This is a genomic window from Actinoplanes sp. NPDC048967 (assembly GCF_040649415.1).
Lineage (GTDB): Bacteria > Actinomycetota > Actinomycetes > Mycobacteriales > Micromonosporaceae > Actinoplanes.
This window is the reverse complement of record NZ_JBEZFL010000003.1, coordinates 1,064,268-1,075,965: the sequence shown is the minus strand read 5'-3', so window position 1 is coordinate 1,075,965 and position 11,698 is coordinate 1,064,268. Positions and strand designations below refer to the sequence as shown.

The window sequence follows — 11,698 nt, the reverse complement described above, 5'->3', positions numbered from 1 at the left end:
AACGCCCGGTCTCATTCCGAACCCGGAAGCTAAGCCCTCCAGCGCCGATGGTACTGCACTCGGGAGGGTGTGGGAGAGTAGGACGCCGCCGGACTTAACGTTAGGGAAGGCCCACACCAGTGATGGTGTGGGCCTTTTCTGTCTGTCATGTGTGTGGAGCTCACCCCCGGTCGGGGTGGGCTCCATTTGCGTTTCCAGGGACCATTACCGCCGGCGGTGGCTCAGGCGCTGCGGCAGTCCGGGGGCCGGGGCCACACTGCGGGCATCGCAGTTCGGCCGGGGTAACACTCTTACGGGCCGGGCCGGGGCGACACCGTGGGCGTTGGTGAGCCCGTGCCGCGGCTATTGCGACCAGCTGCACACGAGCGATTAATCCGAACGGTGCCGCGCCTAGTTGCGGCTTTGGGCGGCGGCTCGGATCTCGCCGAACAGCTTCGCTGAGTCGTCGACCGTGCGGCCCGGGAACATCGCCAGGGCGAGGCTGCCGTGGTCGGCCCAGCCGCATACCGGCATGTCGGCTCCGTCCGCCTTCGTCGTGCCGCACTTCATCGTGCCGCCGAGCGGGCCGGCCGGCACGTCGTGCAGTCCGGTCACCGAACCCTGGTCGTCGGAGACCAGATCGAATGCCGTCACCAGATCATCTTCTGGCGTCCAGAACAGCGTTGTGCCGCCGAAGAAGAGGACATCGTTGGCCGAGCCGTCCGTGTATACCGCTCCCACTGCGCGGTCGAAGGCCACGTCTGCTGACAGGGCCGTCTGCAGGTAGTCCGCTGTGCTGCGGCCCTCGTCACTGCTGTCGACGGTCAGGCCTGCGACCTTTGCCGGGATCGTCAGAGTCGCGTCCTTCTGGGAGGCGATGCGCCAGCCCACGTACCCGAGGACGGATGCACCGGCCAGGCTGACCGCCAGCAGTGAGCTCAGCACGATGGTCTTGGTCCTTGACCTGGACGCCCGCGCTTCCTTGTCCTCACCGGTGGACTCCGTGAGGGGGAACGGGTCAGCGGCGATCTCCACCGGTGTTGCCTCGGGTGGTGGAGCGGAGCCAGGGCGTTCGGACATCGTGCGAGCCTAACAACTCGTCGATCCTGCGCCGGGCGTTGTCCACAGACCCACCCTTGTCCACAGGGAGGCGGTGCGATCGCAGGCTTCCCGGACGGGCTCCGTAGACTTGTCGGGTGAGCGAAGCAACCGACACCCGTACCCCCGACAGCCGGCCCACCGGTGGCCTTTCCGCCCAGTACCAGCCGGGCGAGGTAGAGCAGCGGCGGTACGAGCAGTGGGTATCGGCCGGCTACTTCACGGCGGACCCGGCTAGTGAGAAGCCGCCCTTCTCCATCGTCATCCCGCCGCCCAACGTGACCGGCTCCATGCACGTCGGCCACGCCCTCGAGCACACCATCATGGACACCCTCAGCCGCTTCAAGCGGATGCAGGGTTTCGAGGTGTTGTGGCTGCCCGGCATGGACCACGCCGGCATCGCCACTCAGAACGTCGTCGAGCGGCAGCTCGCCGCCCAGCAGGTCTCCCGCCACGACCTGGGCCGGGAGGCCTTCGTCGAGAAGGTCTGGCAGTGGAAGGCCGAGTCCGGTGGCGCGATCACCGGGCAGATGCGCCGGCTCGGCGACTCCGTGGACTGGAGCCGCGAGCGGTTCACCATGGACGAGGGCCTCTCCAAGGCCGTGCAGACGATCTTCAAGCAGCTGTACGACGACGGTCTCATCTACCGTGCCGAGCGCATCATCAACTGGTGCCCGCGTTGTCTCACCGCGCTCAGTGACATCGAGGTGGAGCACACCGACGACGACGGTGAGCTTGTCTCCATCCGCTACGGCGACGGTGACAACGCGATCGTTGTCGCCACGACACGAGCCGAGACGATGCTCGGTGACACCGCGGTGGCCGTGCACCCCGACGATGAGCGCTACAAGCACCTGATCGGCACCGAGGTCGAGCTTCCGCTCACCGGGCGGCGCATCCCGATCGTGGCCGACGAGCACGTCGACCCGGCTTTCGGTACGGGTGCCGTCAAGGTCACGCCGGCGCACGACCCGAACGACTTCGAGATCGGCCGGCGGCACGACCTGCCGAGCCTGACGATCATGGATGAGCGGGCCGTCGTCACCGTACCGGGGCCGTTTGAGGGGCTTGATCGGTATGAGGCTCGGCCCGCGATCGTTGCTGCCCTGCGTGAGCAGGGTCGCATCGTTGCTGAGAAGCGGCCTTACCAGCACTCGGTCGGGCACTGCTCGCGGTGCAAGACGACCGTGGAGCCGCGGCTGTCGTTGCAGTGGTTCGTCAACACCGGGCCGCTGGCGAAGGCGGCCGGCGACGCCGTCCGGGACGGCCGGGTCACCATCGAGCCGCCGGAGCTGGCGAAGCGGTACTTCGCGTGGGTCGACAACATGCACGACTGGTGCATCTCGCGCCAGCTGTGGTGGGGGCACCGCATCCCGGTCTGGTACGGCCCGGCCGGCGAGGTCGTCTGCGTCGGACCGGACGAGCAGCCGCCGACCGGCGAGGGCTGGCGCCAGGACGAGGACGTGCTCGACACGTGGTTCTCGTCCGGGCTGTGGCCGTTCTCCACGATGGGCTGGCCCGAGCAGACCGAGACGCTGGCGAAGTTCTACCCGACCAGCGTGCTGGTCACCGGCTACGACATCCTGTTCTTCTGGGTCGCCCGGATGATGATGTTCGGCCTGTACGCGATGGACGGCGTGCAGCCGTTCGACGTGGTGGCCCTGCACGGGCTGGTCCGCGACGCGCACGGCAAGAAGATGTCGAAGTCCTTCGGCAACGCCGTCGACCCGCTGGACTGGATCGACCGGTACGGCGCCGACGCCACCCGCTTCACGCTGGCTCGCGGCGCCAACCCCGGCTCCGACGTGCCGATCAGTGAGGAGTGGTGCCAGGGCTCGCGCAACTTCTGCAACAAGCTGTGGAACGCGACGCGCTTCGCGCTGATGAACGGGGCCACTGTCGAGGGGGAGCTGCCGGCTTCGGCGGAGCTGTCGAGCGTTGACAAGTGGATCCTGTCGCGGCTGCAGCACGTCATTGCTGAGGTTGACGAGCAGCTTGCGACGTACGAGTTCGCCAAGGCCTGTGACACGCTCTACCACTTCGCGTGGGACGACGTCTGCGACTGGTACGTGGAGCTCAGCAAGCCCGTGCTGGCCACCGACGGCGTCGAGGCCGCGCGCTCGCGGCGGGTGCTCGGGCACGTTCTCGACCAGCTGTTGCGTCTGTTGCATCCGGTGATTCCGTTTGTCACCGAGGAGCTGTGGACGGTGCTGACCGGTGCCGAGTCCGTTGTCGTCGCCGCTTGGCCGGTTGCCGACCAGGCTCGGGTCGACGATGTGGCCGAGGAGGAGCTGGCCGCATTGCAGAAGGTCGTCACCGAGGTGCGGCGTTTCCGCTCCGACCAGGGCCTGCGCCCGGGTCAGCGGGTCAGCGCCGCGCTCACCGGCCTCGGCAACGTCGGGATCGACGTGCACGAGCCGCTGATCCGCGCGCTTGCCCGGCTCGACGCCCCGACGCCTGAGTTCTCGGCCACGGCGACCCTCGCGGTCACCGGTGGCATCACCGTCGACCTCGACACCCGGGGCACCATCGACGTCGCTGCCGAGCGGGCCCGCCTGGACAAGGACCACGCCGCCGCCGAGAAGGAAGCGGCGCAGTGCCGGGCCAAGCTCGACAACGACGCGTTCGTCGGCAAGGCGCCCGAACAGGTCGTCGCGAAGATCAAGGACCGGCTGGCCACGGCCGAAGCCGACCTCGCGAGAATTGCGGCGGCCCGGAAAGCGTTGCCCTCGTCATGAGCACATACCAAGAGGTGGTTGCCGCGCTCGACGGGCGCGGCTTCACCCGCATGGCCTTCGACATGCAGAAGATCCGTGACCTGATGGACGTGCTCGGCAGTCCGCAGCGGGCGTACCCGTCGATCCATCTGACCGGGACCAACGGCAAGACGTCCACGGCCCGGATGATCGACGGCCTGCTGCGTGCGCACGGGTTGCACACCGGTCGCTACACGAGTCCGCACCTGGAAACGGTCCGGGAGCGGATCAGCCTCGACGGTGAACCGATCTCCGAGGAGCGGCTGGCCGCCGTTTACGACGAGGTGGCTCCGCTCGCCCAGCTGATCGACGAGCGGTCGGCCGAGCCGCTGACCTACTTCGACATGACCACTGCGCTGGCGTACGCGACGTTCGCCGACGCGCCCGTGGACATCGCTGTGGTCGAGGTCGGCCTCGGCGGCGAGGAGGACGCGACCAACGTCCTCGAGGCCGGCGTCTGTGTCATCACGCCGATCGGGCTCGACCACACCGAGTGGCTAGGCGACACGATCGAGGACATCGCCTGGGCCAAGGCGGGCATCATCCACAAGGACGCCACCGTCATCAGCGCGTTGCAGACCGAGGACGCGATGCGGCCGCTGCTGGAACGCTCGGCGCAGGTCGGTGCGACTGTCGCCCGCGAAGGCAGTGAGTTCGGCGTCATCCGGCGGGACCAGGCAGTCGGCGGTCAGGTGCTGACGTTGCAGGGGCTCGGCGGCGTGTACGACGAGATCTTCCTGCCGCTCTTCGGCGCCCACCAGGCGCAGAACGCGGCCCTCGCGCTCGCCGCGGTCGAGGCGTTCCTCGGCGCCGGCGCGGCCAAGCAGCTCGACGTGGACCTGGTCCGGGAAGGCTTCGGCGGGGTCGACTCGCCGGGCCGGCTCGAACGGGTACGCAGCGCGCCCACGATCCTGCTCGACGGTGCGCACAATCCGCACGGCATGGCGGCGACCGTGACCGCGCTCGAGGAAGAGTTCGCGTTCCGTCACCTCGTCGCTGTGGTCGGGGTGCTCGGCGACAAGGACGTGGCCGGCCTGCTCGAGTTGCTGGAGCCGGTCGCGGCCCGGGTCGTCGTGACGCAGAACAGCTCACCCCGGGCGATGCCGGTCGACGAGCTCGCCCAGATCGCGGAACAGATCTTCGGCGAGGACCGGGTGACGATCACGCAGAACATGCCCGACGCCATCGAGGAAGCGGTCGTGCTCGCCGAGTCGGACACCGACGGTGAGCACAGCGGCGTCGCGGTGCTGATCACCGGGTCCATCGTCACCGTTGCCGACGCACGGAAGCTCCTCAAGAAGTGACCACGCCGCCGCCGGAGCCGGCCTCGCCCGTGCCGTCGCCCGAGGAGGCGCCGGCCGAGGTCGAGGGCGACGAGCCGCGGCGGTCCGGGCTGCGCAATCCCGAGGCGGCGGTACGGGGGCTGGGGGCGGGCACGCTCGCTCTGGAGGCGATCGTCCTGCTGCTGGCGATCCAGCCGATCCGGATCATGGGCGGGGATCTCAGCGGCTGGGGCATCGGGGTAGTGGTGGCCCTGGCAGTGGTCGCGGCCCTGGTGGCCGGAAGTATGCGGCGCCGCTGGGCCTGGCATGCGGGTACGGGGCTACAGGTGCTGCTGCTGGCGTCCGGACTGCTGCACTGGTCCCTTGCGGCGCTGGGGTTGATCTTCGGGTTGACCTGGGCCTACGCGACGTCGGTACGGCACAAGATCCTGGGTTGACCAGCGGTCGCGGCCGGGTCGGGGGTCCACCCGCTGCTGTGAACGGGTGGACCGGCGACGGCTTGGTCAGCGGATGGCGCGCCACTGGGTGATGGCGATGTTGTGCTGATCCGGGTCGTGGAAGGAGGCTGCCCAGAGTTCGAGCTTGTCGCCTCGGTTCACCGGGCGGGGGCCGTGGACGAACTTCACGCCCTTGGCCTTCAGCTCCTCGTAGACCGCTTCGACGTCGCCCACCTCCAGGTTGAGGTAGATCAGGCGGCCGGCCACGCCGGACAGGTCGGGGACCGTACGGAGAACCAGCCTCGTGTCGCCGGAGGCGAGCACTGCGCCGCCTGAGCCGCTGTCGATCTCGTAGAAGCCCAGCAGCTGGCGGTAGAACGCCACTGAGCGTTCCAGGTTGGTGACCAGCACCGTGATGCCTACGCCGTGGATGGCGCCGGCCGGGCCCGGGCGGGCGCTCGGGTAGGCGGTGATCAGGTCGTCGGCGCGTTCGTCGGGTTCGAAGCCGCCTTCGAGATCGGCCCAGGGCCTTCCTCGCTTGCCTCCGGCCGGGGCGGGAGTCGCGGGCTTCGGCTGGGCGGCGGGGGGTGCGGGATTCTGCTGGGTGGGTTCGGCTGTGGTTGCCGCGGCGTAGACGGTTCCGGGGCGGATCGGGGTGGGTTCCGGTCGGGGTCTGGTGTCCTCGGGGTTGCCGGTGCCGGAGCCTCCGCCCGGGCCGAAGGCGGTTGGGGATGCGTAGACCTGTCCGGGGGGTCCCGAGGCTGCCGGCCGGGGATGAGTGGCGGAGACGGCTCCGGCCGCGGTCGCCGCTGCGCCCGATGCAGCGCCGAGACCGGCTGCGGTGGCCGGGGAGCCCGGTGCGGCGTCGGGGCCGGCTGCGGCAGGGACCCCCGAGGGAACATCGGGGCCGGTCGCGACCGTGGGACCCGATGCAGCGTCGGAGCCGGCTGCGGTGGCCGCTGGGCCCGATGCAGCGTCGGGACCGGTTGCGGTGGCCGCTGGGCCCGATGCAGCGTCGGGACCGGTTGCGGTGGCCGCTGGACCCGATGCAGCGTCGGGACCGGTTGCGGTGGCCGCTGGACCCGATGCAGCGTCAGGACCGGCTGCGGTGGCCGGGGAGCCCGGTGCGGCGTCGGAGCCGGCTGCGGCAGGGACCCCCGAGGGAACATCGGGGCCGGTCGCGACCGCAGGACCAGATGCAGCGCCGGATTCGGCTTCGGAGCCGGACCGGGACGCGGCGCCGGACCCGGTTGCGGCGCCGGATTCGGCTTCGGAGCCGGACGCGGCTGCGACGCCGGACGGGGAGCCGGACCCGGTCTGGGCGGCGCGGTCAGGGGTCGGGGTGGAACTCGGCGCTGAACGGGTTGCGGAGACTGCGCCAAGGCCGGTGGCTTCTGGGGTGCGGTCACCTGCGGGCGAGCCGGTGGTTCGAGGCGCGGCCGGCGCTTCGGCAGTCGGCTCATCCGCGGACTGGCCGGCGTAGGCGGCGGGACCGGCGCTCGGACCGGGCTCGGCAGCGGACCGTGGAGCATTGACCGGCTCCGCGTCCTGAGCGGACGCGCTGGACGCGGCCGCGCTGGGTGAGGTGGCGCTGGGTGAGGTGGCTGGGCGGGGAGGGGTAGCGGGCTCCGAGCGAGGGCTGAGCGGCCCCGCCGGGTCCGGATCATCCGGCGGCGGCTGGGTGGCCGACACCGAGCCGGTAGCGGCGGCCGGGTCGGCCGGGCTAGGTGGACCCGGACGCCGAGACGCTGGGTGTGGGGCGTCGGGGGTAGGGCGAGCTTCTTCCTGCTTCTTGCTGCGGAACGCATTGCCCAGCGCGGCGAACCCCGCAGCCACCACCGCCCCCGCAGCCGCCGCCAGGCCGGTCGTCTGCGCCGCACTGCGTGGCTCGCCGGCACTGCGTGGCTCGCCGGCACTGCGTGGCTCGCCGGCACTGCGTGGCTCGCCGGCGCTGCGGGGGAGGTCGTCCGCAACTGGTGGCGCGTTGTCTGCCGGGCGTGGCCGGGGCGTCGGGCGGGGTTGCACAGCCGGCGGCGGTTCCTCGGCGACCGGCGGGGGTGCGGTCTCGCTCTGGGATTCCGGCTGCCGGGCACGGACCTCCCACGGCGGTGGTTCCAGATCCCCCAGAAGGTCGTCCTCGGCGTCCAGGACGCGGCCCGCGCGGTCGGTCGCCGGCGGGGCGATGATGTCCTCGTCCACGGCCGTCCGCGCGGCGCGGGTCTGCTGTTCCGGAGGTGGCTCCGGGTCGCCGTCCAGGGGCAGGTCGATCTCCGGGTCGTGCTCCCGGGTCCGCTGGGCGGGCACCGGCTGCGCCGGGTCGTCATCCACCGAAGCCACTGGGCCTGAAGCCACTGAGTCCGAAGCGACTGAGTCTGAAGCCACTGAGTCGGAAGCCACTGAGTCCGAGGGCGGCCGGGAGGATGCCGTGGGGGCTTGGTCCGGTGCTGCTGCTGCCGGCTCTGTGCCCGTACCGTCGTCTTCCGGGTCCATGGTTGCTGTCGCGTGCGGCCTTGGTCTCGGGCGGGGTTTTTCCGCCGGGCGCGGCGGCGCGGCCGTCGCCGTGCGGGCGCGTTGCGGCAGCGGCGTCGTGTAGTCGTAGTCCGGTTCCACCAGCTGGCCCTCGACGATCGGGCCGCCAGGGGAGTCGCGGACGATCACCGGCGGCGGCGGTTCGTCCAGCAGGCCTGCCTGCGGGGGTGGCGGGGGCGGGCCGTCCAGGTCGCCCAGGCGCGGCGACGGCGGCGGCGGGGGCGGCGGCTCGTCCGGGCCGCGGCCCCACTGGCGGTCTCGGGTCGCCCACGGCGGGGGTTCCGGTTCGCCGCCCAGCAGGTCGTCGTCCGGCAGGTCTTCCTCGTAGTACGTCGGGGGGACGTTCTGGGTGCCCAGGTCGTAGGTCTCCGCCTCGTCCCAGTTGATGCGGACGCGGCGCATGTCGTCCACGTCCACCGTCACCGGCAGGGTGTCGCCCACCTGCGGCCATTTGGCCACCGGGACGCGGGGGTCGCGGACCGTCACCTCCGACGTCGGCAGGCCCGGGGCCACGATCACTATCTGCAGCTCCGCGCGGCCGTAGATCGCCGTTGCGGGAGGTTCCGAGATGGCCTTGACCTGCGCTGATCCTGCCACCCAGGCGCGGGCGCCGCGCCGGACCACGTTGACCATGCCCAGGGCGATCGCCAGGATCAGCATCGCCAGGCCCAGCGCGACGATCGCCCAGCTCGACATGCCGAGGCCGAAAAGCATCACGAAGACCGCGATCGTGCCGACGACCGCCGCCACGAGTTTGCGGGCCGGAGCGATCGGCCGGCCGTTCTGGTTCGCCACAGTGGACCTCCCGGGTGTACCCGTCAGGTTACGTAGCCGCGACCGCCCGTGGAAAGTGCGCTACCGGGCGGTTGCCGCTCGCTGCCGATCCGGTACCGATAGGCTGACCTCCCGACCGGCGTGTCGGCTTGCCACGTCCTACCCAGGAGGAACTACCGGTGTCCACTGCCACCGAGCGCACGCTCGTGCTCGTCAAGCCCGATGCGCTGCGGCGCGGCCTGCTCGGGGAGATCCTGAGCCGGTTCGAGCGCAAGGGCCTCACGATCGACGCGCTGGTCGTGCGGACCATGGACGCCGAGCTGGCCGACCAGCACTACGCCGAGCACGTGGACAAGGGCTTCTACCCGCCGCTCAAGGAGTTCATGACCAGCGGGCCGCTCGCCGCGCTGGTGCTCTCCGGCGACGAGGTCATCGCGGTGGTCCGGACCCTGGTCGGCGCCACCGACGGGCGCAAGGCCGCCGCGGGCACGATCCGCGGCGACCTGTCGCTGTCCAACCGGGAGAACCTGGTCCACGCCTCCGATTCCCCCGACAGTGCGAAGCGTGAGCTCGCCCTGTGGTTCCCGGAGCTCTGAGCAGCCTCAGACCTCCAGCGGCGGTTCCTTCTGCACCGCGATCGACAGCCGGTTCCACACGTTGATCGTGGCGATGGCCATCAGCAGATCGGCCAGCTCCTGCTCGGTGAACTCCTTGGCGGCCGGCGCCCAGACCTCGTCCGGGACGCCGTGCTCGCCGAGGCGGGTCACCGCGTCGGTCAGGGCCAGCGCGGCCCGCTCCCGCTCGCTGAAGAACGGGGCGTCGTGCCAGGCCGCGACGGCGAACAGGCGCCGGCTCGACTCGCCCGCGGCCAGCGCGTCGCGGCTGTGCATGTCGGTGCAGAACGAGCAGCCGTTCACCATCGAGGCGCGCAGCTTGACCAGCTCGTACAGGGTGGGGTCGACGCGGTCGCGGCAGTACTGCTCCATGCCGTAGACGGCCCGGTAAGCGGCCGGTGAGACCTTGTCGAGCGCCAAGCGGGACATGAATCCTCCTGTGGTCGTGGTGTACACCGTCAGGACGAGACAGCGACGAAGGACGTGACAGGGGCGCAGCCGGTCGTCTGATCTTCGGCCGCCGTCCACCTCGGTCCCGCCCGGGCTTCACCTGGCCCCGAGAGCCTGCCGGTATGACCTCCATCGATCGACGTAGCCTGCTGCGGGCCGGGGTGGCCGGCGGCGTACTCGGTGTCCTGCCCGCCGGGCCGGTCCTCGCCGGCTGGTCGGCGCAGCGTCCGGTGCTCACCCACGGGGTGCAGACCGGCGACGCCACCGCCGACACCGCGGTCGTCTGGGCCCGGGCCGACCGGCCCAGCCGGATGTGGGTCGAGGTCAGCCGGCGGCCGGACCTGCGGGGAGCGCGCCGCGTGCGCGGCCCGGTGCTCACCCCGGAAACCGATTTCACCGGCAAGGTGCATTTGCGCGGCCTGCCGGCGGGGGAGAAGCTGCACTACCGGGTACGGGCGGAGAGCCTCGACCGCGCCGGCCTGCTCAGTGAACCCCTCGACGGCTCGTTCAGCACCGCGCCGGTACGCCGGCAGGACATCTCGTTCGTCTGGACCGGTGACGTCGTCGGGCAGGGCTGGGGCATCGACCCCGCGTACGGCGGCCTGGCCCTGTTCGAGTCGATGCGCCGCCGCCGGCCCGACTTCCTGCTGCACAGCGGCGACACGGTCTACGCCGACGGTCCGCTCGTGCCGGCCGTGCCGCTGCCGGACGGCCGGATCTGGCGCAACCTGGTCACGCCGGAGAAGTCCAAGGTCGCCGAGACCCTGGGCGAGTACCGCGGGCAGTACGCGTACAACCTGCTGGACGACGCGTACAAGGCCTTCGCCGCGGAGGTTCCGCAGGTGAACCAGTGGGACGACCATGAGGTGGTCAACAACTGGTATCCGGGGGAGATCCTCGACGACGCCCGGTACACCGAGAAGCGGGTCGACGTGCTCGCGGCGCGGGCGCACCGGGCGTACCACGAGTGGGTGCCCACCCCGCAGCGCTCCGGGCCGGTTCACCGCAAGATCTCGTACGGGCCGCTGCTGGATGTGTTCGTGCTGGACATGCGCACGTTCAAGGACAGCAACGACGGCAACACGTACGCGGATCCGTACCGTGGCCTGCTCGGGGCCGAGCAGCGTGAGTGGCTGATCCGCGGCCTGCGCACGTCCCGGGCCACCTGGAAGGTGATCGCCAACGACCTGCCGCTGGGCGTGGTCGTGCCGGACGGCCCGGCCGCCCAGGAGGGGGTGGCCCAGGGTGACCCGGGCGCGCCGCTGGGCCGGGAGCTGGAGTTCGCCCGGGTGCTGCGGGCGGCGCACCGGGCCGGGGTGACCGGGATCGTGCTGCTCACCGCGGATGTGCACTACACCGCGGCCCACCACTACGACCCGGCCCGGGCCGCGGTGCAGGACTTCACGCCGTTCTGGGAGTTCGTCTCCGGCCCGGCCCACGCGGGCGCGTTCGGGCCCAACGCGCTGGACGGCACCTTCGGTCCCGAGGCGGTCTTCGTGAACGCCCCGCCGGTCGCCAACACGTCCCCGGCCGACGGTTTCCAGCACTTCGGCGAGGTACGGATCGACGGCCGGACGGGCGCGCTGCGAGTCGACCTGCGGGACCGGGACGGTGTGTCGCTGTGGTCGACCACCCTGCCGAAGCCGCGGAACAATTGACGGCCGGTATCGTTGTGTAGTCAGGCGTTGATCCGGCCATCACCGGGGAGCCTCCGGAAGAACAGACCTCACGGTCCCAGTAGAACCGGGCGGCACCGGCCCGCACCCCAGCCGGCGAAC

At 71.0% G+C, this 11,698-nt stretch carries 8 protein-coding genes and 1 rRNA gene; 6 read left to right on the top strand and 3 right to left on the bottom strand.

All coding sequences use genetic code 11. The annotated features are described in order from the left end of the window. Positions 1 to 94 (top strand): 5S ribosomal RNA (gene rrf, locus AB0C12_RS17570); the annotation flags it as partial. A 296-nt stretch (positions 95 to 390) separates the two neighbouring features. Here rrf and AB0C12_RS17565 read toward each other — a convergent pair. Next, positions 391 to 1,059: a hypothetical protein gene (locus AB0C12_RS17565; protein ID WP_360548966.1), complete on the bottom strand. Its 669-nt coding sequence runs from the start codon at positions 1,057 to 1,059 to the stop codon at positions 391 to 393. A gap of 116 nt (positions 1,060 to 1,175) precedes the next feature. On the opposite strand from AB0C12_RS17565, the gene AB0C12_RS17560 reads away from it, so the two are divergent. From AB0C12_RS17560 to AB0C12_RS17550, 3 genes are read left to right on the top strand one after another with little or no spacing between them, the layout of a single operon-like run. Then, positions 1,176 to 3,815: a valine--tRNA ligase gene (locus AB0C12_RS17560; protein WP_360548964.1), complete on the top strand. Its 2,640-nt coding sequence runs from the start codon at positions 1,176 to 1,178 to the stop codon at positions 3,813 to 3,815. Beyond that, a complete protein-coding gene (locus AB0C12_RS17555) occupies positions 3,812 to 5,137 on the top strand; it encodes a folylpolyglutamate synthase/dihydrofolate synthase family protein (RefSeq protein WP_360548962.1) in 1,326 nt (441 codons plus the stop codon). Before AB0C12_RS17560 ends, AB0C12_RS17555 begins: the two co-directional genes overlap by 4 nt. 29 nt (positions 5,138 to 5,166) lie before the next feature. Then, positions 5,167 to 5,553 (top strand): DUF4233 domain-containing protein, encoded by a 387-nt coding sequence (locus AB0C12_RS17550; RefSeq protein ID WP_360549064.1) that lies wholly within the window; start codon positions 5,167 to 5,169, stop codon positions 5,551 to 5,553. A gap of 66 nt (positions 5,554 to 5,619) precedes the next feature. Here AB0C12_RS17550 and AB0C12_RS17545 read toward each other — a convergent pair whose 3' ends face one another. Further along, entirely contained in the window at positions 5,620 to 8,877 is a 3,258-nt protein-coding gene (locus tag AB0C12_RS17545) for a VOC family protein (protein ID WP_360548960.1), read from the bottom strand. Between the two features lie 158 nt (positions 8,878 to 9,035). Here AB0C12_RS17545 and ndk point away from each other — a divergent pair, with 158 nt between their 5' ends. Beyond that, positions 9,036 to 9,452: a nucleoside-diphosphate kinase gene (gene ndk, locus AB0C12_RS17540; protein WP_360548958.1), complete on the top strand. Its 417-nt coding sequence runs from the start codon at positions 9,036 to 9,038 to the stop codon at positions 9,450 to 9,452. A gap of 6 nt (positions 9,453 to 9,458) precedes the next feature. On the opposite strand, the gene AB0C12_RS17535 is transcribed toward ndk, so the two are convergent. Next, positions 9,459 to 9,899 (bottom strand): carboxymuconolactone decarboxylase family protein, encoded by a 441-nt coding sequence (locus AB0C12_RS17535; RefSeq protein ID WP_360548956.1) that lies wholly within the window; start codon positions 9,897 to 9,899, stop codon positions 9,459 to 9,461. A gap of 143 nt (positions 9,900 to 10,042) precedes the next feature. Here AB0C12_RS17535 and AB0C12_RS17530 point away from each other — a divergent pair, with 143 nt between their 5' ends. Then, a complete protein-coding gene (locus tag AB0C12_RS17530) occupies positions 10,043 to 11,578 on the top strand; it encodes an alkaline phosphatase D family protein (RefSeq protein WP_360548954.1) in 1,536 nt (511 codons plus the stop codon). Positions 11,579 to 11,698 lie beyond the last annotated feature (120 nt).

Excerpts from the sequence above, each read along its gene's own strand:
- AB0C12_RS17530 (WP_360548954.1), top strand. The coding sequence starts at position 10,043 with ATGACCTCCATCGATCGACGTAGCCTGCTGCGGGCCGGGGTGGCCGGC.
- AB0C12_RS17555 (WP_360548962.1), top strand. The coding sequence starts at position 3,812 with ATGAGCACATACCAAGAGGTGGTTGCCGCGCTCGACGGGCGCGGCTTC.
- AB0C12_RS17535 (WP_360548956.1), bottom strand. The coding sequence starts at position 9,899 with ATGTCCCGCTTGGCGCTCGACAAGGTCTCACCGGCCGCTTACCGGGCC.
- AB0C12_RS17565 (WP_360548966.1), bottom strand. The coding sequence starts at position 1,059 with ATGTCCGAACGCCCTGGCTCCGCTCCACCACCCGAGGCAACACCGGTG.